This window comes from Nocardia sp. NPDC087230, assembly GCF_044744725.1.
Taxonomy (GTDB): domain Bacteria; phylum Actinomycetota; class Actinomycetes; order Mycobacteriales; family Mycobacteriaceae; genus Nocardia; species Nocardia canadensis.
Genome location: NZ_JBIUYV010000004.1, coordinates 1 through 22707, shown reverse-complemented (window position 1 = coordinate 22707; position 22707 = coordinate 1). Strand labels below are relative to the sequence as shown.

Below are 22707 nucleotides of genomic sequence, written 5' to 3'. Positions count from 1 at the left end.
CAGCTGGCGCGGCGGCGGCACACACGGCACTATCGAGGCCGTGGAACGATTTCGAATCGGACAAACCACCCAGTCATGGGACGTGGTGTCGTGACCGCGCTGGCTCCCGGCGAGAACCGCCCCGCCCCCGGTGACGAGCTGACCGTCACCGTGGCGAGTTCGGCCTCGGTCGACGTCTCGGCCCTGTTGCTGAACACAGCCGGAGTCGTGCGTTCCGACGCCGACTTCGTCTTCTTCAATCAGCCGACCGGGCCCGGCGTCGTCTACCGGCACGGCAACGGCGGACCGGACGTGGTGCAGGTGCGGACCTCCGCGCTGCCCGCCGACGTGGACAAGGTGGTGGTGACCGCGAGCCTGGACGGGCGCGGTCCCACCACCTTCGCCGCCGTCGGCGAGCTGACCACCACCATCGGATCGACCTCGGGGACACTGACTTTCCCGATCCCCCGGCTCACCACCGAGAGCGGTGTCGTGTGTGTCGAGATCTACCGGCGTGGTGACGCGTGGAAGGTCAGGGCGATCGGGCAGGGCTACGACGACGGCCTGGCCGGGATCGCCTCGGCGTTCGGCGTGAACCTCGACGACGAGCCGGAACCGCCCGCGCCCACCCCGCCGCCCGCTTACCCGCCGAGCACCCCGCCCGCCACTCCACCGGGCCCGCCCCCCGCCTACCCACCGAGCGCGCCGACCGTGGCCTTCCCGCCCGGCCAGGCCGCGCCCGTCCCACCTCCGCCGTATCCGGGAGCTCCCGCCCCGCAGTCTCCGTTCCCTTCCCAGCAAGGAGCCCAGCCCGTGCACAGCGACCTGTTCGACCCCTCGCACGCCGAGGTCAACGGCCTCGGGATCCAGAAGCAGGGCGGCAAGATGATCAAGGTCGGCCTCAACGGCGAGGTGATGGCCAGGGCCGGTTCGATGGTGGCCTACCAGGGCGACCTCCAGTTCCAGGCGCTCGGCTCCGGCGGCATCGGCCGCGCCATCCGGCAGCACCTGACCGGGGAGGGCGTGCCGCTGATGAAGGTGACCGGCCGCGGCGACCTGTTCGTCGCCAACAGTGCCGCCGACGTGCACATCATCGACCTCGACGGGACCGACGGCCTCACCATCAACGGCGCCAACGTGCTGGCCTTCGACTCGACCCTGCGCTACGACATCGGCCGGGTCCAGGGCGCCGCGGGCTACGCCTCCAACGCGGGCCTGTTCAACTGTGTGTTCACCGGCCGCGGCCGCATCGCCATCACCACCCACGGCACCCCGGTGGTCCTCACCGTCGACCAGCCCACCTTCGCCGACCCCAACGCCGCGGTCGCGTGGTCGTCGAGCCTGCAGACCGGGATCAAGCGCAACGACTCGTTCGGCCTGGGCAGGCTGATGGGCCGCAGCACCGGTGAGGCGAGCACGCTGTCGTTCACCGGGCGCGGCTTCGTCATCGTGCAGCCCTCGGAGATGCCGCCCGGCGGCTTCATCGGCGGCACCGGCGGCGGCCAGCAGGCGGGTCATTCCGGCGGCATCTTCGGCTAGATCACGGGCTGTCCCTGGTCGGCGCTGTCACGCTGCCGCCACCGCACCAGCCCCGCGCAGCCCAGGATCACCACGGTGGCCGCCGCCAGCGGTAGCGCAGTGCGCGTGGCGACGGTATAGGTGTCGGGCGTGTACGCCGTCCAGCCCAGCTCGAGCTCGGACCCCCGGCCGGCCCGGCTGTTCTCGAACAGCCGGGCCAGCACGGGCAGCACCGACACGCCGATCACCGTCATCGGCGAGACCGGCAGGCAGGCGCCGACCGCGAGGCCGATGGCGGCGGGCAGGACGAATCGAAAGGCCAGTTCGGCGATCACCGCGCCGCCGCTCAGCACCGACACCAGGCCGCTCAGCGTCACCAGCGCGCACAGCCCGATCCCGGCCACCGGAACCCGCCACCACACCGTGCCGACCAGCGCGCCCAGCGCCAGCGCGCCGATCTGGATCGACAGGCCGATCCGATCCGGCCCGACGCCGACCACCGGATCGACCGCGATCGCGGCCGAGATCGCCAGGATGGTCAGCACATAGACGGCCTCGACGGGCGGCAACCACAGGCTCACCGCGACCACACCGGCGACCGCCACCACCGCGACCGTCACCGACGGATTGCCCGGCAGCACGCCCAGCGCCCAGATCAGCGCACCGGCTGCCAGCGGAACCCCGGCACCGACGGCCACCGCGCGCCCTGACGACACCGGCGCGATCCGCTCCCGCCCGACCACGAAACCCGCCGCCAGCAACGCGATCACGGCCGCGACGAGCAACGGCCAGCTGTCGGGCAGGTCGGGCACGGTGCGCGTGGTCAGATAGTCGGCGTAACGCCGTGACAGTTCGACACTGTCGTCGATGCGCGCGCCGTACAGCACCGCGATCATCGATCCGACGACGAACCAGGTCTGTCCGCCGGGCCGCAGCACCGCGGCCGCGATCAGCAGCCCGGCACCGATACTGCCGAGAACCCATTGCTCGGACCAGGTCCCGGCGGACTGCAACGCCGCGATCGCGACCACCATCGCCAGCCCGGCCATCCCCGCCGCCACCGCGACCAGATATCGCGCCCGGAACCGGCCGAGCAGCACGACCACGGCCACCGCGACGACGGCCGCGATCACCGCGGCCGACCCCGGCCCCGACCCGAACCAGCTCGCCCGCCCGTCGCGCGCGACGACGGCGAAGTTGGTTCGCGTGTGGCCGATGACGTACCCGCTGAGGTAGCCACACAGCAGACCGACCGCCCCGATGACGAACGCACGCCCGTTCATTCGCAGCACGATAGCCGCCGACCGTGCTCAGCGAGCACGAATCAGCGGCGCGGTCAAGCGGTGATCAGGAGCCCGCGCGCTCCTTGCGGGCCTGACGGCGGGCCTCCCGCATCGCGTTGAGTTCCTGCTCCAGGCTCTCGGCGATGCGGAATTGGCCGGTGTCGTAGACGTTGACCGGCTCGATCGCCTCATAGCCGAAGTTGGCTTCGGCGAAGGCCTTTTCGACGCGCGCCTCGATGTCGGAGATGGTGCTCTTGCGGGCCGCGGGGACCGAGTCGGTGGACTTCACGGTCTCGGCGGGCTTGGCCGCTTCGGCGGGCTCGGGCGCGACCGACGGCGGCGCGACGGTCTTCTTGGCCGCGGTCTTGTCCGACCCCGGCTTGCCGATGCCGAACCGCTTGCGCTTCTCGGCGGGCTTACCGTTGCCGGTGGCGATCGGCTCGGTGGGCGCCCAGGCGGGTTCACGGCTGATCGGCGCGGTGGCGGCGGCCTGGTCGGCGGCGAACGCCTCGGCACGGGCCTGACCGGTCATCGGCGGCGTGTAGGTGAGGCGCACACCCTCGGTGGCGTGCCGGTTGAGCATGCTCTCGGCCGGGTCGGGCATGTCCCTGACCTGGCTGGTCGCCCGGGTGATGGCCAGGCCGTACCTCGCGCTGGCGGCGTCGTGGATGAGCAGCGCGACACCGATCATCACCGGCGCGACGGCGTGCACCGCGGCGTCGTACCACCGGCCATCGCGCACATACGGGTAGGTGTTGAGGGTGACGGTGAGGCCGAGCAGCGCGATCTCGGCCATGGCGACCTGGCGCCGGTTGTCGATGACGCCCCACTCGGCGACTTTGTTCGTGCCGACCATGATGATGATCAGACAGACGCTGATCATCGCCTCGAGCAGGTAGCTGAACCAGTACAGCGGATCGCTCGGGCCGCCGGGAGCGATGTTGTGCTGCACGTTCACGGCCGACCACAACATGCCGGCGCCGACGACGCCCGCCAGCGCCTTGAGCGACCACGACCGATGCCGGTACAGCGAAGCCAGCTTCGCGTGCGGGCTCGATTCGCGCCGCTGGGCGGCCATCGCCTTCCTGGCGAGCAGCAGATCTCGCATGTCGGCCTTCTCGATCGCTTCGGTGGTGCTCCTGGCCCGGTCGGAGGCCTGCGCCATCGCTTGGGTGTGCTTCCAGCGCTGTTCGCGATCCTGTTCACGGATGCGTTCGGCGAGTTCCCGCTCCGCGCGCAGCTCGTCCTCGGACAGCGCGTCGGTCAGCGCGGGATCGAATTGATAGGCGAGGCGCCCACGCGCCCGTTCGACGCGCTGGGCGAGCTGGCTGACATCGTCCTCGACGGGAGACTCGATGGTCATGCCTGACCACCGCCCCGGCATCGCGAAGGCAGACGGGTGACCACACGTGTGAACGGCACACGCCATTAATAGTCCATACACCCTCCGGTGCGAAACCGATGCTCCGACACCGCTGCCCATTCTCGGCGCGCCGCGAGCGACACGCGCAGGCGATACCGGTCGGTAGCGCGACCCCGAAAGATAATCGCCGACCTCCGCGCGGACCACTGTTTTCGCACCTTCGGTGCGGATCCGTTGTCGAACAATGTTCGCGGACAACGCGAATCGGGCACGCGTTTTACGCCGTCAAGGTAGCGTCCGCACACCGGCCCACGCCGGCGAGAATTCATTATTGCCACTTCGCCAATAGTGGTCCACACTGTATCTGTAACCACTGGTCACCCCTGGACCAGTGCTGTGCCGAGCCGTAAGGAGACTCGATGGCCGTGAACCGGTCCAGCTGGATGAACGAGGACCTGGACGCCCTGCGCGACCTCGCCCGTGCCTTCATGGCCAAGGAACTCGTCCCCAATATCGACAAGTACCGCGAGCAGCACCACGTGGACCGCGACCTGTGGAACAAAGCGGGTGAAGTGGGTCTGCTGTGTCTGTCGATCCCGGAGGAGTACGGCGGCGGTGGCGGCACCTTCGCGCACGAGGCCGTCCTCATGGAGGAGCAGGCCCGCGCCGTCGACACCTCGTGGGGCGTCAGCCTGCACAACGGCATCGTCGCCCACTACCTGCTCGCCTACGGCACCGAGGAGCAGAAGAAGCAGTGGCTGCCGAAGATGGCCAGCGGTGAGGTCGTCGGCGCGATCGCCATGACCGAGCCCGGCACCGGCTCCGACCTGCAGAGCGTCAAGGCCAAGGCCATCCGCGACGGCGACGAGTACGTCATCAACGGGTCGAAGACCTTCATCACCAACGGCGCGCAGGCCGACCTGATCATCCTGGTCGCCAAGACCGACCCCACCCAGGGCGCCTCGGGCGTGTCGCTGGTGCTGGTCGAGGCCGACCGCCCCGGCTTCCGCCGCGGCCGCGTGCTCGACAAGATCGGCCAGAAGGGCCAGGACACCTCCGAGCTGTTCTTCGAGGACGTGCGCGTCCCGGTGACCAACCTGCTCGGCACCCAGGAGGGCCAGGGCTTCATCCAGCTGATGCAGCAGCTGCCGCAGGAGCGCCTGATCGTGGCCATGGGCGCGGTCGCGGGCATGGAGATCGCCCTCGAGCACACCCTGCGCTACACCAAGGAGCGCGAGGCGTTCGGCCGCCCGGTCTTCGGATTCCAGAACACCAAGTTCAAGCTGGCCGAGGTCGCCACCGAGGCCCGCATCGCGCGCGTGTTCATCGACGACTGCGTCGAGAAGCACATCCGTGGCGAGCTCGACATCCCCACCGTCGCCATGGCGAAGTGGTGGACCACCGACCGCGCCATGCAGGTGGCCGACACCTGCCTGCAGCTGTTCGGCGGCTACGGCTACATGAACGAGTACCCGATCGCACGGATGTGGGTCGACAACCGCGTCCAGCTGATCTACGCGGGCACCAACGAGATCATGAAGGAGATCATCGCCAGGAGCCTGTAACACTCCTGCGCACAGGGGGTCTCGACCGGCCGCGAGCCGCAGCGACGCTGCTGCTCGCGGCCGGTTTTCGTGGTTGAGCTGCCATTTCGTGACCTATCCGGACCTGCGGTGGAGACGAATGTCCTTCGGAAGCGGTGCAAACGCGGGCGACGAGGACGGTGCGGCAACAGTGGACACGGACGGCGGTTCATCGGGTGCACCCGGACAGGAACCGGTACTGCCGGACCGTGAACACATGATGCAGGCGGTCTGCGGGTTCGCCGGCGACGGTGATCCCGTCCTGCGCGCCGCGCACGAACTGGCCGGTCTGCACGAACGCCGCGAACAGCTCGTACCGGGCGATACCAGCGAGATCGACTGGGAGCGGGCACGTCTGGTCTGCGAGATCGACCGGTGGGTGGTCATCCGCTCCCCCCGGCCCGCGACGACGGCGCCGATGCACACCGAGAGCATCGGCGCCGTCGTCGATCGAATGGCCCACTTCGCCGCGCTCACCTATCGCGCGCTGGCCTGCGGCGCCGAATCCGAACTGCGCGCGGCCCAGCTGCGCCTGCACGAACTGGCTTGCGGCTACGACGATCTCATCGTCGAGGTGGCCAACGGCGCGCGCCGACTGCCCGACGGCCCCGAAGGCGACAGCCCGGAAAGCGGTGGCGCGCAACCAAGCCGGAACCGCCCGCGCACCGAATAACAGTCGGTGCGCTGCCCGAACCGGCCACGGAACCGGCGCACCACCGCTCCACGGCCGCGCCCGGGTTCACACCCACCCTCCCCCAGGTCCGGCGCGGCAGGCGGACCCCGTTCTTCGGGCGGCGGGGCCCGTTCACTACGCCGATATCGCCACGACCACGTCGGCCACACCCCCATCCACCTTCGCCCAGCCGACACCCGAACCGTCTCGGCAGGCGGCGAACGGAGCTCGGCCCGAGATACCCGTCTGCCAACCGCACCGCTCGTCAACGCAGCTTCCGTCCTCTCCGAGCGCCCACCGGCATCGGGCGCACCGCGGCCCCCGGTCCGCTGCGAACCATCGCGCCAGCCGACGACCCGCCCTCGCGAGGGCCGCAGCGCCACGCCACCGCAGGCAGGCGAGCGGATCGCCACCGCACAGCTGACGCACCCGCGCGTCGACGCATCCGTGCAAGACCCTGCCGCCGCACAGCTCACACACCCACACAAGGCCCAGCCACCGCGCAGCTGACACACCCGTGCGAAACCCTGCCGCGCAGCTCACGCACCCACGCAAGACCCAGCCACCGCGCGGCGACGCAAGCGCGGGTTGACGCACCTGTGCGAAACCCTGCCGCCGCGCGCTGACGCACCCGCGCGTCAACACACCCACGCGAGACCCAGCCACCGCGCGTTGACGTGCCCGCACGAGCCCCAGCCACCGCGCAGCTGGAGCACCCGCCCGTTGACGCAACGGTGCGAGTCCCACCCGCCAGGCGATGACGCACTCCAAGTTCCAGCCACTCGCAGCTGACACACACGCAAGGTTCTCGGCCGCCGCGCCCGAGCAGCCGACGCGCGCTGGGCAATCCGGGTGGCCCCGGAGCCCAGCGCGCGCCGGGGACTCAGAACAATCGCAGGGCCACCAATCGCCAACGGTCCCTGGTCGATTCGATGCGGCCCGCGACGGCGAAGGTGCGGTCGCCGCGCTGGTAGGAGGCGAAGATCTCGGCGCCACCGGGATCGGTGGCGGTCACGCGCACGCGCGTCAGGGAGGCGGCACCGAGCGCGCGGCCGGGCGCGAGGTTCTGGGTGAGCATCGTGCGCACCGCGGACAGCACCAGCGGGTCGGTCATGGAGCGCAAGTGGTCGACCGGCCTGCGCCGGTCGACGACCTCGAGCACCAGTCGCACCACCTGCTCGGCGAAACGCGCTGCCCCGGTGTCGGATTCGGCGCGGCTCCGGGCGCCCTGCACACAGGACGCGCGCACCGCCCGGCGCACCCCGTACGGCGCGCCGCCGGCATCGCGGCGGCGCGGAACGGAAACCCGATGCGGCACACCAGCGTCCGCCCGCTGATCGGCGAGACCCGGCTCGCAGTGCGGCGCCCGCGACAACGACAGTCGATCCGTAGACATCACTCGTCCCCTTCGAGTCCGCCCACCCACTCCCCAGTGCTGGCGCACAGCATGCCACGAGGGTCCGACAGGTGTGCGCGGAATTCAGAACAGGGTCATCGGCCCGTCGGGCGCGGGCGTCGGCTGCGGCGGCAGGCCGGGCACCACGGCGGCGACCGCGTCGTGGAAGCGCCGGGCCAGCGCGCGGGCGGCGGCGTTGTCGGGGGTGTGCACGAAGACCGTCGGCGAGCGACCCTCCCGCAGCCACTGCGCCACGGTCTCGACCCACGGCTGCCAGCCCGCGACGGTGCGCGCTTCGTCGGCGCGGCCGTGATAGCGCACGATCGGATACTCCGTCAGCGCCCGCATCCGCCGCGGCACCCGCGGTTTCTTGGCGCGCGCCTCGTACTCCGAGGGGTCGCCCGCCGGTCCGTCGAACAGCACGGTGGTGTCGAAGGGCACCCACTCCGCGCCGATCCGGCCCAGCACCCGTTCCAGCTGCACCGCCGCCCGCTCGTCGGTGAAGAACGCTGGATGCCGCACCTCCACCGCGCAGCGCAGCCCGTCGGGCAGCTCCCGCTGGAACCGCGCCAGCGCGCCCAGATCGGTGGGTCCGAACGACGCGGGCAACTGGATCCACAGCGCGTGCACCCGCGACGCCAGCGGCGCCATCACGTCGAGGAAGGCCCACAGCTCGCCCCGCGCGTCGACGAGTCTGCGCTCGTGGGTAACGGCGCGCGGTGGCTTGAGCACGAACCGGAAGTCCGGCGCGGTCTGGCGAACCCAGGACTCGACCGTCGCGGCCGACGGAGTCGCGTAGAAGGTGGTGTTGCCCTCGACGGCGCCGCAGTACCCCGCGTAGGTCCGCAGCCGCTCCCCCGGCGCTACCTGGCGCTGCTGCCACTGTGGGTGCTGCCACATCGCACACCCGACCCGCAGCTCCCGCACAGGCCGACCGTAGTACAGCGATCGGCCCCGCCTAAAATGAGACCGGTTGCCACCATTCGCCCCGTGAGCGTGCCCCGGTGCGCGCACGACGGAAAGGGCCTGTGATGGCGATTCTCACCAGCGAACGGCCCGGTGCTGTCACCGGCACGCGCACGCGCGCCTGGCTCGGCGTTTCCGCGGCGATGGTCGCGATCGCATGGGGCGGCAACGAGTTCACGCCGCTGCTGGTGATGTACAAGAACCACGGCCTGCCGCTGACGGCGGTCGATCTGCTGCTGTTCTACTACGTCCTCGGCATCGTGCCCGCGCTGCTCATCGGCGGCCCGCTCTCGGACCGGTTCGGCCGTCGCCCGCTGATGCTGCCCGCCCCGCTGATCGCGGCCGCCGGATCGCTGCTGCTCGCGGCGGGCGCCGCCTCGGTTCCGATGCTGGCGGCGGGCCGGATGCTGTGCGGCGTCGCGCTCGGCCTGGCCATGGCGGTCGGCGGCAGCTGGCTCAAGGAACTGTCCCAGCCGCCCTACGCCGCGGCCGCCGCCGGCGTCGGCGCGCGCCGCTCGGCGATGAGCCTGACCGCGGGTTTCGCGCTCGGGGCCGGCGTGGCCGGGGTGCTGGCGCAGTGGGGCCCGCTGCCCGATTCCACCGCCTATCTCGTCAACGCGGTGCTGTGCGTCGCGACCTCGCTCTGGCTGGCCAGGTCACCGGAAACGGTCACCCGACAGCCGAATCCGGGCAGGCTGCGCGACGATCTGAGGATTCCCGCCGCGGGCCATCGCCGGTTCCTGCGGGTCGCGGTGCCGATCGCGCTGTGGCTGTTCACCGCCAACGCGACCGCCTACGCCGTGCTGCCGACGCTCATGCTGCCCCGCGTGCAGGACGCCCCGATCGCCTTCTCCGCGCTGGTCACCATGGTGACGCTGGGCTGCGGTTTCACCATCCAGTCGGTCGCACGCCGGATCGACCGGCCGGGCACCGCGCGGGCCGCGGTCGTCGCCCTGGTGCTGCTCACCGCGGGCATGGTGCTGGCGTCGTGGACCGCGGCCACCCTGAGCATCCCGGTGACGCTGCTGACCGCCGTCGTGCTCGGCAGCGGCTACGGCATCGGCCTGGTCGCCGGGCTCCAGCAGATCGAGCGGATCGCGGGCCCCGGCGACCTGGCCGGTCTGAACGCGGTGTTCTACTCGGTGAGCTATCTCGGCTTCGGCGTGCCCGCCGTCCTGTCGGCCCTGCACGGCGGCTTCGGCTTCGGCTATCCGGCCATGTATCTGGTGGTCGCGCTGATCGCCGCGGCCTGCCTGGCGCTGGTCGCCGCGAACTACCGCGAGCCACGGGCGTGAACCCGATCGAGACTCTGCGGCGCTGGACGGATTCCGGCGCGATCTGGCGGGTGCTGGCCCGTCGCGCCGACTCGGTGACCATCGGCCTGTACGAGTGCACGGGCGGTCAGGAAGTCGACCGATTCACCTCCACCGACCCGGCGCTGCTGCGGTTCCTCGGCGATCGCACCAGCAGCGAGGACTGACGCGGGGTTAGGCTGGGTGCCGTCATCGCTTCACGTCACGTCGGCCGTCGGGCCGGTCCGCTCAGTGAGGAGAGATCATGTCGGCACCTACCAAGGGACTGTCCGCGGGGACCTGGGTCATCGACCCCAGCCACTCAGCCCTGGAATTCTCCGTACGGCATCTGATGGTGAGCAAGGTGCGCGGCCGATTCACGATCTTCGCCGGCACGCTCGTCATCCACCCCGACGGTGCCGCCGACGCCGACGTCGAGATCCAGGTCGACTCGGTCACCACCGACAACCCGCAGCGTGACGCCCACTTGGCCACCGCCGACTTCTTCGACGTATCGCACTACCCGCTCGCCACCTTCAAGGCCACCGGCTTCCGGCCCAGCGGCACCGAATTCGACGTCACCGGCGACTTCACCATCCGCGGCACCACCCGCCCGGTCACCCTGTCCGTGGAGTTCCTCGGCGCCGGCCCCGGCATGACCGAGGCTCCGGTCGCCGGCTTCACCGCGACCACCACCATCAACCGCCGCGACTTCGGCATCACCACCGAGATGCCGATGGCCAACGGCGGCGCCGTGATCGGCGACAAGATCACGATCTCACTCGACGTCGAGGTCGGCTTGCAGGGCTGATCGGGCACCGGGCACAGGGAGGGCGAATGTCAGGACGTCGTTTCCGGGCCGGGCTCGCTGCCGGGCTCGCGCTGCTCGTCGCGGCGTGTAGCGGCACGGCCACTGACTCGGGAACCGAGTCCACCGCCCCGCCCGACCCGGTCATCACCGTCGCGCCCGCGGCGGGCGCGACCGAGGTCGACCCGCTCGCGCCGGTGCGGGTCAGCACCAGCGACGGCAAGCTGACCTCGGTCACCATGACCAACGAGCAGGGCCGCGCCGTCGAGGGCATCTTCACCCCTGATCAGACCGCGTGGAAGCCCGCCGAGCCACTCGGCTACGGCCACACCTATACCGTCGGCGCCGAAGCGCTCACCGTCACGGGCACGGTGGGACCGATCACCTCGTCGTTCTCGACCCTCGCGCCCAACAACCAGACGAAGGTGTATTTCCGGACCACCGGCGGCGCCGCGCTCGCCCCCTCGGGCAGCTACGGCGTCGGCACCGTCGTCGTCGCGCACTTCGACGAGGACGTCCCCGACCGGGCCACCGCGCAGCAGCATCTCAGCGTCACCACCGACCCGCCGGTCACCGGCTCCTGGTACTGGCTCGACGACCGCAACGCGCACTGGCGGCCACAGAACTACTACGCCCCCGGCACCAAGGTCACCCTCGCCGCCGACATCTACGGCAAGGACCTCGGCGGCGGCTTGTACGGCCAGGAGGACACCGAGACCAGCTTCACCATCGGCCCCTCGCACGTCTCGATCGTCGACGACAACGACAAGCAGGTGCGGGTCTACGAGAACGGCACGCTGATCCGCACCATGCCCACCTCGATGGGAATGGGCGGCAGTGAGGTGGTCGCGGGCAAGACCATCACCTTCTGGACCCAGCCGGGCACCTACACCGTGATGGACAAGGCCAATCCGGTGATCATGGATTCCTCCACCTACGGCCTTCCGGTCAACTCCCGGCTGGGCTACAAGGAGAGCATCGGCTGGGCGACCAGGATCAGCACCGACGGCATCTACCTGCATCAACTCGACGACACCGTCTGGGCGCAGGGCAACACCAACGTCTCGCACGGCTGCCTCAACCTCAGCGGCGAGAACGCGAAATGGTTCTACGACTTCGCCCAGCCCGGCGACGTGGTGGAGATCCGCAACACCGGCGGCGCCCCGCTCGAGGTGTGGCAGAACGGCGACTGGAGCGTTCCGTGGGAACAGTGGCAGGCAGGTAGCGCACTGCGGTGAACCGAAGACACGACACCCCGGCACGTCCACCGCGCCGGGACACCCCCGGATATGGACCACAGCGAATCGGCAGGCAGACCCGCCACGCCGACCCCAGCGCCCGTCGCGGCGGCTTCCGTCGCGCCGCGCTGATCATGGCCAGGATGCTCGGGGCGACGACCGCGCTGGCCGTGCTCACCGGCACCGGCCTGGCCTGGTCGGCCAAGCAGGACTTCGACTCCGGCTTCACCCATTCCACCGCTCTCGGCGAGGACGCGCCGCGCTCGCGCGGTGGTGACGTCAACATCCTGCTGATCGGCCTGGACACCCGCAAGGACCTCGACGGCAACGACCTGCCCAAGGAGATCCTCGACCAGCTGCACGCCGGCGACGGCACCGACGGCGGCTACAACGCGAACTCGCTGATCCTGCTGCACATCCCGGCCGATCTGCGCAAGATCGTCGCGTTCTCCATCCCGCGCGACGACTACGTCCCGGTCTCGGGCATCCCGGGCTATTCACAGGTCAAGATCAAGGAGGCCTACGGCCTGAAGAAGGCCGCGGTCCAGGCGAAGTTGATCGAACAGGGCGAGAAGGACCCGGTGGTGCTGGAGCGGCGCGGCCGGGAGGCGGGCCGCGCCTCGATCGTGTCGACCGTGCGCAATCTGGTCGGCGTGCCGATCGATCGGTTCGCCGAGATCTCGCTGGCCGGGTTCTACGACCTGGCGACCGCGGTCGGCGGCGTGGACGTGTGTCTGAACAACGCGGTCGACGACAGTGCGTTCTCCGGCGCGGTGTTCCCGGCGGGCCGTCAGCATCTGGACGGCTCCGACGCGCTCGCGTTCGTCCGGCAGCGCCACGGGCTGCGCAACGGCGACCTCGATCGCACGCACCGCCAGCAGGCCTTCCTGACCTCGGTGGCCAAGTCGCTCAAGGACTCCGGCACGCTCGGCAATCTGAGCAGGCTCTCGGCACTGATGGATGTCGCGCACAAGGACGTGGTGCTCTCCGACGGCTGGAATCTGTTCGACTTCGCCCGTGAGCTGGGCGCCGCGGAGTCGCTGCCGGTGGAGTTCCGCACGCTGCCGGTGGTGCGCTACGACGTGATCGACGGTCAGGATGTCAATATCGTCGACCCGGCCGCGATCAAACGGGAGGTCCAGGCTGCCTTCGGGCAGGAAGCACCGAAAACCACCACTGCGGCGCCGATCCCGGCCAGCGTCGTCGATGTGCACAATGTCGGTGGCGTCGCTGGCCAAGCCGCGACCCTGTCGGCCGCACTGACCGCCCGCGGCTACCGGGCCGGCGAGATCGGCAACGGGACCGCCGACGACAGCCCCACCTCGTCTGTCACCTATGGCCCCGGTGCGGCCGCCGATGCCGAAACGCTCGCCGAAACCCTGGGCGGGCTACCGGTTTCCGCGTCCACCACGCTCGCGGCCGGCCACGTCCGCGTGGTCGTCGGCGCCGACTTCACCCTGCCCACCGAACTGACACCGACCACCACGACAACGTCCGCGACCCCGACGACCACCGTTCCCGGCGGCTCGACCACACCGCTGCCCGACGCGGGAAAGCCGGTCACCACCACCATCGGCAGCACCATCCCCTGCGTCAACTGACCACGGTGGCACCGCGGTTCGGCCACCGGCACCCCGGTGGCCGAACCGGCTCACTCCTCCGGCGCGTCCGGGTAGGCGTCCTGCCGGTGCCCACCGCGCAGCGTGCCGTCCAGATAGGCCGCCTTGCAGGCCCGCCGGGCGATCTTGCCGCTCGATGTGCGCGGGATCGAGCCCGCGGGCACCAGCAGCAGGTCGCGCACCGTCACACCGTGCCTGCGCGCGATCGCCGCCCGCACCGTGTCCACGATCGGCCCCGGGTCGAGTTTGGCCGCGCCCGTGCCACGTTCGGCGACGACGACCAGCGCCTCGGCCATCTCGTCGGTGATCCCGCCCGCCGCGAGCACGGCCGCGGGCAACTGCCCCGCCTGCACCGAGAACGCCGCGATGAACCCGGGCCGCAACGCGGTGCTCGCCTCCTGGGCCGAGTACTCGAGATCCTGCGGATAGTGATTGCGGCCGTCGACGATCACCAGGTCCTTGACCCGGCCGGTGATGAACAGCTCGCCGTCGTGGTACGCGCCGAAGTCGCCGGTGCGCATCCACCGCGCGTCGTCGGGCGCGCCCTCGGCCCGGCTGCCGACGGGCGTACGGGCGATCACCCGGTTGTGGAAGGTCTCGGCGGTCTCCCCCGGCCTGCCCCAGTACCCGATGCCCATGTTGTCGCCGTGCAGCCAGATCTCACCGACCTCACCCTCGCGGCGTTCGATACCGGTCTCCGGGTCGACGATCACCGCCCACTGCGACCGCGCGACATACCCGCACGACACCTGCGCGACCGCGTCGGCGGCGTGCTCGTCGACCTCCACCATCCGGCCCGCGTTGAGCTGTCCGCGATCGACGTAGACCACCCGCGCCTGGTCGTCGCGCCGGGTCGCCGAGACGAACAGCGTCGCCTCGGCCATGCCGTAGCACGGCTTGATCGCGGTCTTGGACAGCCCGTACGGCGCGAACGCCTCGTTGAACTTGCGCATCGAGGCCACCGACACCGGCTCGCTGCCGTTGATCAGACCGATCACATTCGACAGGTCCAGCGATTCGTCGCCCTTGGGCAGCCCGCGCACCGCCGCGTGCTCGAACGCGAAGTTCGGTGCCGCCGAGTAGATCTCGGCGCCATCGGCCTGGGCGGCCAGCTCCTTGATCCAGCGCGACGGCCTGCGCACGAACGCGCTCGGCGACATGATGGTGATGAACTTGCCGCCGATCGTCGGCAGGATCACCGTCAGCAGCCCCATGTCGTGGAACAGCGGCAGCCAGGTGACCCCGCGCGCGTTCTCGGTGATGCCGATGGCGTCGATCATCTGCAGCAGATTGGTGCCGACGGCGCGGTGGGTGATCTCCACGCCGGCGGGCACCCGGGTCGAACCCGAGGTGTACTGCAGATAGGCGACGCTGTCGATATTGATGTCGGGCCTGCGCCACCGCGTGCCGACCGTGTCCGGGATCGCCTCGACCGCGATGATCCTGGGCCGTTGCGCGGCAGGCTGCTCGCGGAAGAAGTTGCGGACCCCGGCGGCCGCGCTGCCGACGGTGAGTACCGCCGCCGGCTCGCAGTCGCCGAGCACCGCGTGCAGGCGGTCGCTGTGCCCCTGCTCCTCCGGATCGAACAGCGGCACAGCCACATTCCCCGCGTACACCGCCGCGAACAGCGCGACGACGTAGTCCAGGCCCTGTGGCGCCAGCACCGCGACCCGGTCACCGGGCTCGGTCACCTGCTGCAACCGCGCGGCCACCGCCCGCAGCCGGACGCCGAATTCCCGCCAGGTCAGCTCCTGGTATTCGCCCTCCCGCTCCCGCGAATAGTCGATGAAGCGGTAGGCCAGATCGTCGCCGTTGGCCTCGCTGTGTTTGTCGACGAAGTCGATCAGGGTCTGGTCACCGGGAATCCGGATATTGCCCAGTTCGTCCACATAGTCGTCGAAAGTCTCGCCGATCATTCCCTATCCTTTTCAACGCACAATGCCTCGCCGAGAGGCTGCACTCGTGCAATGACGCCGAACAAAGAAGAACTCGCAAGCGCCCGGCACAGTACCGGGCGCGCGCGTGGCAATCGTCAATACCGCCCGAAGGCGACGGCGACGTTGTGCCCGCCGAATCCGAAGGAGTTGTTCACCGCGTAGTCGATCCGGCCACGCCTGGCCTCGCCGGAGACCACGTCCAGATCGATCTCGGGGTCCTGGTTGTCCAGGTTCAGGGTGGGCGGCACGATGCCGTCGCGCACGCTGAGCACGGTCAGCACCGCCTCGAGCGCGCCGACCGCGCCGATCGAGTGCCCGAGCGCCGACTTGGGCGCGTACACCGACGCGTGCGAGCCGATCGCCTTGCCGATCGCGTTGGCCTCGGCGGTGTCGCCGATGGGCGTCGCGGTCGCGTGCGCGTTGATGTGGGTGACGTCGGTGCGGCTGATCCCGCCGGTCTGCATGGCCCGCGTCATCGCGCGCGCCGCCCCGGTGCCCTCGGGATCCGGTGCGACGAGGTGGAATCCGTCGGAGGTGACCCCGGCACCGAGCAGCCGCGCGTGGATGGTCGCGCCGCGCGCCTTGGCGTGCTCCTCGGTCTCGATCACCATCATCGCGCCGGCCTCGCCGAAGACGAACCCGTCGCGGTCCTTGTCGAACGGCCGCGAGGCCGCCTTGGGATCGCTGTTGCGCGTGCTCATCGCGCGCATCTGGGTGAAGGCCGCGATCGGCACCGCCTGGATCGAGCCCTCGACCCCGCCGGTCACCACCATGTCGGCATCGCCCATCACGATCATCCGCCACGCGTTGGCGATCGCCTCCGAGCCCGACGAACAGGCCGATACCGGCGTGGAAACACCGGCGCGCGCGCCCAATTCGATGCCGACGCAGGCCGCGGGACCGTTGGGCATGATGGCCTGCACGGTCAGCGGCGAGACCTTGCGGTAGCCGCCGTTGCCGAGCTTGTCGCGGGCGTAGATCAGGGATTCCGCGCCGCCGAGCCCGGTGCCGACCGAGACACCGAGCCGGTCGCGGTCCACTTCGGGGCTGCCGGCGTTGCGCCACACCTCGCGACCGAGGACCACGGCCATCTGCTCGACATAGGACAGCCTGCGCGCCTCCTCGCGGGTGAGCGAGGCAGCCGGGGAGACCTTCAGGTGGCCACCGATCCGCACCGGCAACTCGAAATCGTCGATGAAGGAGTCCTCCAGGACGTCGATACCGCTTTCGCCGTTGAGCAGACCCTTCCAGGTCGAGTCGACGTCGCCCGCGATCGACGTGGTCGCCGCCAGGCTCGTGACCACGATGTCCGTCATATTTTTCGCTCACTCTCTCTAGCTATGCCACGACTGATCGGGAACCGCTGATGGAGCTGAACTGGTGGAGCGTATATGCAGGCGCCGCGACGCGCCCAAATTCAGAAACAGGCGCTGCCGCACCGTGTCGTTCGGAGGCGCGATGCGCCGGGTCTATTGTCGGTGGGTCGCATTCGACCCAGAGCACCCGGCGACGACGGGCAACACTACCGGACCAGCGCAACTCTTGCTTTTCACTTCATGGAAAGGGCACGAGCGTGGCCAGGAACCTCACCCAACTGGAACTGCTCATCGAACTCGAACCGGTCGCCGCGAGCAACGTCGACCGCCACCTGTCGATGGCGAAGGACTGGCATCCCCACGACTATGTCCCGTGGGAGCAGGGCCGCAACTTCGCCGCGATGGGCGGAATCGATTGGGACCCCGAACAATCCCAGCTCAGTGAACTCGCCAAGGCGGCGATGATCACCAATCTGCTCACCGAGGACAATCTCCCGTCCTACCACCGGGAGATCGCCGAGAACTTCTCCAAGGACGGCGCCTGGGGCACCTGGGTGGGCCGGTGGACCGCCGAGGAGAACCGGCACGGCATCGTGCTCCGCGACTATCTGGTCGTCACCCGTGGCGTCGACCCGGTCGCTCTGGAGCAGGCCAGGATGATCCATATGACCAACGGATACTCGGCGATGGCCGTCGTCGAGGCCAAGGCGGGCGATGTCGATCTGCGCTCCGCGTCCGTGGCGGGCCTGCTGTACTCGGTCGCCTACGTGACCTTCCAGGAACTGGCCACCCGGGTCAGCCACCGCAACACCGGTCGCGTCTGCGACGACCCGATCGCCGACCGCATGCTCGCCCGCATCGCGACCGACGAGAACCTGCACATGATCTTCTATCGCAACCTCTGCGAGGCCGCGCTCGACCTGGCACCCGATCAGGCCATCGAGGCGATCAACACCATCGTGCAGGGCTTCCAGATGCCCGGCGCGGGCATGCCGGGCTGGCGCCGCAACGGCGTCCTGATGGCCAAGCACGGCATCTACGATCTGCGCCAGCACCTCGAGGAGGTCCTGCTTCCGGTGCTGCGCAAGTGGAACATCTTCGAACGCACCGATTTCGGCGCGCGCGGCGAGCGGGCCCGCGAGGACCTCGCGGCCTTCCTGGACCGGCTGCGCGAGGACGTCGTGCGCTTCGAGGAACAGCGCGACCGCTCACTGGCCCGCGCGGCGAACCGGGAACGCCAGCTCACCTGAGCGGGGCCCGGCTGTCCGGCCCGGCCGCTACCGGGCCGGATAGCGGCGGGTGTCGTGCTTGTGCCGGTACATCGCGGCGTCGGCCGCGTGCACCAATTCGTCGACCGCGCCGGGGAGTTCGTCGAAGTAGGCCGCGCCGACGCTCACGCCCACCGCGAGCATGTGCCCGTCCACCTCGAGCGGCGCGGTCAGCACCGACATCAGATCGTCGGCCAGCACCGACAATTGCTCGGAGCCCGAGCACTGCTCCACCAGCACCAGGAACTCGTCACCGCCGATCCGGGCGGCCATCGCCTCCAGCGGACGGACGGTGTCGCGCATCCGGTCGGCGACCACCCGCAGCACCCGGTCCCCGACCGTGTGCCCCCACAGATCGTTGATCTCCTTGAAGCCGTCCAGGTCCAGATAGCAGACCCCGATCGGCGGTTCGGCGTCGGCGAGCCGGTTGAACAGGTGCGGCCGGTTGGGCAGGCCGGTCAGCGCGTCGTGATTGGCGTCGTGCCACAGCCGGTCGGCGAGCTGTTTGCGCTCGGTGACGTCGACGGCCACCCCGATCAGGAACTGGATATTGCGGTCGGCGTCGCGCACCGCCGACATCGACAGATCGATGACGGTGATCTCGCCGTCGTCGTGCAGATGCTCGGTCTCGGTGCGGAAGCTCTCGGATTCACCGCTGACCATCCGCTGCAGCTCGACGAAGGCCTCGTTGAGATTCTGCGGGCCGAGGATATCGGCGACCGTCCGGCCCGGCATCGTCTCCGGGGTGTGGCCGAGCATCTCGGCCATGGTGGCGTTGCAGTTCACCACCCGCCCGGTCATGTCGACGGTGCCGATACCGACCAGGGCGCCGTCGAACACGGCCTCGAAGCGTGCCTCCGACAGCGCGCGACGGCTCTCGGCCTCGCTGGCCGCCGCGAGCACGGCGGCCAGCGTCGCCTCCTGCTCAGCCAGGGCCGCGGCGCGCAAGGCCGCGGTGAAGCCCGCCGCGAAATCGGCGGCGAGGCCGATCGCGCGCTCCCTGATCTCCGGCAGCAGCGGATCGTCCGGCCCGTCGGCCGCGATCTCGACCAGGTCCACACAGATCACCCGGACCGAACGGCTCACCGCCGCCGGATCACGGTAGTTGGCGGCGACCAGCATCCGCGCCGTACGGCGGGCCACATCGGGATCCTCGCCACCGCGCGCCGCCTCGATCAGACCGATGCACAGCGCCGCCAGCATCTCCTCGATCTGGGAGCGGTTGAGTGTGGGAGCGACAACGCCGTCGAGGGCATCGGCCCACCGTTGCGCCAGCTCCCACGACCCCACTACGCGTCCACCCTGTCATCTCGCAGCACCGCCGGATCGACGGCTCATTCCTTCCGCGCGACTCCGGCCAACCCGAGCGAACGCCCAGGCTTCTCGTGCTGATCCCGCTCGGACTCCGGCCGCCACGACGGCAGCTCGACAACCCCGGGGGAAACCATGCCCCAACCCTCGAACATCTCCACGATCGCGTCCCTGGACCGGAACTGGATCCCGACCCTGGTCTCGTTCGCCGAGTGCGCTCCCAGCTTACCGGCATCCTCCGGCCGCATCTCCGAGGTGAGATGTGAAATGGCTATGAAACTGCCGGGCGCGACCGCCTCCCGCAGCGCGGCGACCTTGCCGACCGGATCGTCGGCGTCCTGCACCAGATGCAGCACCGCGATCAGCAGCAGCCCGACGGGCTCATCGAAGTCGATCAGTCCGGTCTCCCGCACCTCGGCGATCAGATCGTCGGACTTGCGCAGATCGGCCTCGATCGCGTCGGCCCGCTCCCGGCCCGCCAGAATCGTCCGCGAGTGGACGACGGCGACCGGATCGATATCGACATAGAGCACCCGCGCCTCGGGAGCGATGTCGTGCACGATCTCGTGGACATTGCCCGCGGTGGGGATGCCCGAACCGATGTCGAGGAACTGCCGAATCCCGGCGTCGAGCATGAACCGCACCGCCCGGCGCAGGAAGGCCCGATTGCTCAGCGCGAGGCGGGGCAGATCGGGCACCAGCTCGATCGCCATTTCCGCCGCCATCCGGTCGACGGCGAAGTTGTGCGAGCCGCCGAGCAGCGCGTCATACATCCGAGCCGGGCTCGGCTGCTGCATATCGACGCCGTCCGGTGCCCACGCAGGCCTGTCCATCACATACCCCTGTCCGCTCGAGGCGTCATCACACCCCGCGACAGCGCCAGACGCATCGTAGTGCGCGCCACCGACTTCGGCGCGCCTATCGCTCACCCCCGGCACCGAACGGCTGCGCCCACAGCGGCGCGACCTCCGGTGTCATCGTCGCGACCACCGGAATGCCCGCCGCCATGAAGTTGTCCAGCGCGCGGCGCATATGGTCGGCGGAGGTGATGAGCACGGCCTTGTGCACGCCGAGCGCTTCCATCAACTTCGCGGAGAACTCCGCGTTCTGCACCGTCGACCCCGCCTGGGTCTCGGTGTAGATCCGGTGTCGGGCGACCCCGCGGATATTGAGCCAGTCCGCCATCACCTGCGCCTCGGTGACCCCGTTGCGCGGGTTGCCGCCGGTGACGATCACCGGGGAGGAGGGCGACATGAACGCCTGGACCAGGGCGGCGTGCAGCCGGTTGCCCAGTTCGGCGCGCATGGTGCCGTCCGGCTGCAGACCGTAGCCGAGCACCACGATCGCGGTCTCCGGGCCGTAAGTGTCGGGCAAGTCGATACCGGCAACGCCCGCAATCGAATTCGCCGCGCCCGCGATGCCGTCGGCGACGCCGGCGAGCGGGTCGGGGGCGGGTGCGGCGATCGCGGGTGCGGCGGTGGCTATCGCGCCGATCAGGGCGGCGGGCAACACGAGCGCGGCCGCGCCGCGTCGCAGAGACTTGTGAGTGAACAACCAATCCATGGTGACCTCCCGAAGCAACGTCGCACCATGGTGGCTGACCGGGGCCCGCTGCGGGACCGTTTTGTGAAACATCGTTGCCTCGGAATGCAATCCCCCGATTCCGGGGGCACGCTCCGGGCCGGCCTGCTACCGAGAGGTCTTGTCCGGGAACGCAAAAAGGCCCTCCAGCAATGCTGGAGGGCCTTTCGCAATGATGTTCCGGCGGTGTCCTACTCTCCCACACCCTGTCGAGTGCAGTACCATCGGCGCAGGTGGCCTTAGCTTCCGGGTTCGGAATGGGACCGGGCGTTTCCCCACCGCTATAACCGCCGTAACTCTATGAAACTGTCACACAGAGAGCCACCCCGAACCCTGACCCAGTAAAGGATCAGACTCGGAGAGTCTTCTCGGTGATCTGTGTGTTGTTTCAGATACCGCACAGTGGACGCGTAACACCTTCGATAGTAAGCCCTCGGCCTATTAGTACCAGTCACCTACACCAGTTACCTGGCTTCCAGTTCCGGCCTATCAACCCCATGGTCTGTAGGGGGCCTTAACCCATCAAGTGGGAGAGAAACCTCATCTTGGAACAGGCTTCCCGCTTAGATGCTTTCAGCGGTTATCCCTTCCGAACGTAGCCAACCAGCAGTGCTCCTGGCGGAACAACTGGCACACCAGAGGTTCGTCCGTCCCGGTCCTCTCGTACTAGGGACAGCCTTCCTCAAGTTTCTAACGCGCGCGGCGGATAGAGACCGAACTGTCTCACGACGTTCTAAACCCAGCTCGCGTGCCGCTTTAATGGGCGAACAGCCCAACCCTTGGGACCTACTCCAGCCCCAGGATGCGACGAGCCGACATCGAGGTGCCAAACCATCCCGTCGATATGGACTCTTGGGGAAGATCAGCCTGTTATCCCCGGGGTACCTTTTATCCGTTGAGCGACACCGCTTCCACTTGCCGGTGCCGGATCACTAGTCCCGACTTTCGTCCCTGCTCGAGCTGTCACTCTCACAGTCAAGCTCCCTTGTGCACTTGCACTCGACACCTGATTGCCAACCAGGCTGAGGGAACCTTTGGGCGCCTCCGTTACATTTTGGGAGGCAACCGCCCCAGTTAAACTACCCACCAGGCACTGTCCCTGAACCAGATCATGGTCCGAGGTTAGAAGTCCAATACGATCAGAGTGGTATTTCAACGACGACTCCACCTGAACTGGCGTCCAAGCTTCACAGTCTCCCACCTATCCTACACAAACCGTACCGAACACCAATACCAAGCTATAGTGAAGGTCCCGGGGTCTTTTCGTCCTGCCGCGCGTAACGAGCATCTTTACTCGTAATGCAATTTCGCCGAGTCTGTGGTTGAGACAGCAGAGAAGTCGTTACGCCATTCGTGCAGGTCGGAACTTACCCGACAAGGAATTTCGCTACCTTAGGATGGTTATAGTTACCACCGCCGTTTACCGGGGCTTAAATTCTCAGCTTCGCGCCGAAGCGCTAACCGGTCCTCTTAACCTTCCGGCACCGGGCAGGCGTCAGTCCGTATACATCGTCTTACGACTTCGCACGGACCTGTGTTTTTAGTAAACAGTCGCTTCTCTCTGGTCTCTGCGACC

General features: G+C 69.0%; 18 protein-coding genes and 2 rRNA genes. 9 read left to right on the top strand and 11 right to left on the bottom strand.

Annotated elements, in window-relative coordinates; all coding sequences use genetic code 11:
• Positions 1-75: 75 nt before the first annotated feature.
• Entirely contained in the window at positions 76-1518 is a 1443-nt protein-coding gene (locus tag ACIO52_RS15625; protein WP_218716568.1) for an AIM24 family protein, read from the top strand.
• Here the strand turns inward: ACIO52_RS15625 and ACIO52_RS15620 are convergent.
• Complete coding sequence (locus tag ACIO52_RS15620) at positions 1515-2780, bottom strand: hypothetical protein (RefSeq protein ID WP_402644482.1); 1266 nt, start codon at positions 2778-2780, stop codon at positions 1515-1517. The genes ACIO52_RS15625 and ACIO52_RS15620 overlap by 4 nt on opposite strands.
• 64 nt (positions 2781-2844) lie before the next feature.
• Positions 2845-4143, bottom strand: coding sequence for a hypothetical protein (locus ACIO52_RS15615; RefSeq protein ID WP_218716570.1), 1299 nt, complete (start codon positions 4141-4143; stop codon positions 2845-2847).
• Positions 4144-4562: 419 nt separating this feature from the next.
• On the opposite strand from ACIO52_RS15615, the gene ACIO52_RS15610 reads away from it, so the two are divergent.
• Positions 4563-5708 carry an acyl-CoA dehydrogenase family protein gene (locus ACIO52_RS15610; RefSeq protein ID WP_218716571.1) on the top strand — a complete coding sequence of 382 codons (1146 nt, stop codon included), beginning with the start codon at positions 4563-4565 and terminating at the stop codon, positions 5706-5708.
• 235 nt (positions 5709-5943) lie between these two features.
• The gene (locus tag ACIO52_RS15605) at positions 5944-6399 is read left to right on the top strand and encodes a DUF4254 domain-containing protein (RefSeq protein ID WP_218716572.1); all 456 of its coding nucleotides are present in this window, start codon (positions 5944-5946) and stop codon (positions 6397-6399) included.
• A gap of 883 nt (positions 6400-7282) precedes the next feature.
• On the opposite strand, the gene ACIO52_RS15600 is transcribed toward ACIO52_RS15605, so the two are convergent.
• Together ACIO52_RS15600 and ACIO52_RS15595 are read right to left on the bottom strand one after the other, a co-directional pair.
• Positions 7283-7795, bottom strand: a complete 513-nt coding sequence (locus ACIO52_RS15600) for an Rv3235 family protein (RefSeq protein ID WP_218716573.1) — start codon at positions 7793-7795, stop codon at positions 7283-7285.
• Positions 7796-7879: 84 nt separating this feature from the next.
• Positions 7880-8695 carry a DUF72 domain-containing protein gene (locus tag ACIO52_RS15595; RefSeq protein WP_402644476.1) on the bottom strand — a complete coding sequence of 272 codons (816 nt, stop codon included), beginning with the start codon at positions 8693-8695 and terminating at the stop codon, positions 7880-7882.
• A gap of 131 nt (positions 8696-8826) precedes the next feature.
• Here ACIO52_RS15595 and ACIO52_RS15590 point away from each other — a divergent pair, with 131 nt between their 5' ends.
• The 5 genes from ACIO52_RS15590 (at position 8827) to ACIO52_RS15570 (ending at position 13700) form a co-directional block, all read left to right on the top strand.
• The gene (locus ACIO52_RS15590) at positions 8827-10056 is read left to right on the top strand and encodes an MFS transporter (RefSeq protein WP_218716575.1); all 1230 of its coding nucleotides are present in this window, start codon (positions 8827-8829) and stop codon (positions 10054-10056) included.
• Positions 10053-10241, top strand: a complete 189-nt coding sequence (locus ACIO52_RS15585; RefSeq protein ID WP_342801456.1) for a hypothetical protein — start codon at positions 10053-10055, stop codon at positions 10239-10241. Before ACIO52_RS15590 ends, ACIO52_RS15585 begins: the two co-directional genes overlap by 4 nt.
• A gap of 77 nt (positions 10242-10318) precedes the next feature.
• Positions 10319-10864: a YceI family protein gene (locus tag ACIO52_RS15580; RefSeq protein ID WP_218716577.1), complete on the top strand. Its 546-nt coding sequence runs from the start codon at positions 10319-10321 to the stop codon at positions 10862-10864.
• A gap of 26 nt (positions 10865-10890) precedes the next feature.
• The gene (locus tag ACIO52_RS15575) at positions 10891-12099 is read left to right on the top strand and encodes an Ig-like domain-containing protein (protein ID WP_316573755.1); all 1209 of its coding nucleotides are present in this window, start codon (positions 10891-10893) and stop codon (positions 12097-12099) included.
• Positions 12096-13700, top strand: coding sequence for an LCP family protein (locus tag ACIO52_RS15570; RefSeq protein ID WP_402644472.1), 1605 nt, complete (start codon positions 12096-12098; stop codon positions 13698-13700). The genes ACIO52_RS15575 and ACIO52_RS15570 overlap by 4 nt, the downstream gene beginning before the upstream one ends.
• Positions 13701-13750: 50 nt before the next feature.
• Here the strand turns inward: ACIO52_RS15570 and fadD32 are convergent, their stop codons facing one another.
• Positions 13751-15634, bottom strand: coding sequence for a long-chain-fatty-acid--AMP ligase FadD32 (gene fadD32 / locus ACIO52_RS15565; RefSeq protein WP_218716580.1), 1884 nt, complete (start codon positions 15632-15634; stop codon positions 13751-13753).
• A gap of 116 nt (positions 15635-15750) precedes the next feature.
• A complete protein-coding gene (locus ACIO52_RS15560) occupies positions 15751-16971 on the bottom strand; it encodes a KasA/KasB family beta-ketoacyl-ACP synthase (protein WP_218716581.1) in 1221 nt (406 codons plus the stop codon).
• 257 nt (positions 16972-17228) lie between these two features.
• On the opposite strand from ACIO52_RS15560, the gene ACIO52_RS15555 reads away from it, so the two are divergent.
• Positions 17229-18221 (top strand): acyl-ACP desaturase, encoded by a 993-nt coding sequence (locus tag ACIO52_RS15555; RefSeq protein WP_316573754.1) that lies wholly within the window; start codon positions 17229-17231, stop codon positions 18219-18221.
• A gap of 27 nt (positions 18222-18248) precedes the next feature.
• Here the strand turns inward: ACIO52_RS15555 and ACIO52_RS15550 are convergent, their stop codons facing one another.
• From ACIO52_RS15550 to ACIO52_RS15530, 5 genes are all read right to left on the bottom strand, one after another.
• Complete coding sequence (locus tag ACIO52_RS15550; RefSeq protein WP_316573753.1) at positions 18249-19529, bottom strand: sensor domain-containing diguanylate cyclase; 1281 nt, start codon at positions 19527-19529, stop codon at positions 18249-18251.
• 44 nt (positions 19530-19573) lie between these two features.
• Positions 19574-20383 (bottom strand): SAM-dependent methyltransferase, encoded by an 810-nt coding sequence (locus tag ACIO52_RS15545; RefSeq protein ID WP_218716584.1) that lies wholly within the window; start codon positions 20381-20383, stop codon positions 19574-19576.
• Between the two features lie 85 nt (positions 20384-20468).
• Entirely contained in the window at positions 20469-21104 is a 636-nt protein-coding gene (locus ACIO52_RS15540) for a YdcF family protein (protein WP_342801454.1), read from the bottom strand.
• A 205-nt stretch (positions 21105-21309) separates the two neighbouring features.
• Positions 21310-21426: ribosomal RNA gene (rrf, locus tag ACIO52_RS15535) — 5S ribosomal RNA — on the bottom strand.
• 126 nt (positions 21427-21552) lie between these two features.
• Positions 21553-22707: ribosomal RNA gene (locus ACIO52_RS15530) — 23S ribosomal RNA — on the bottom strand; the annotation flags it as partial.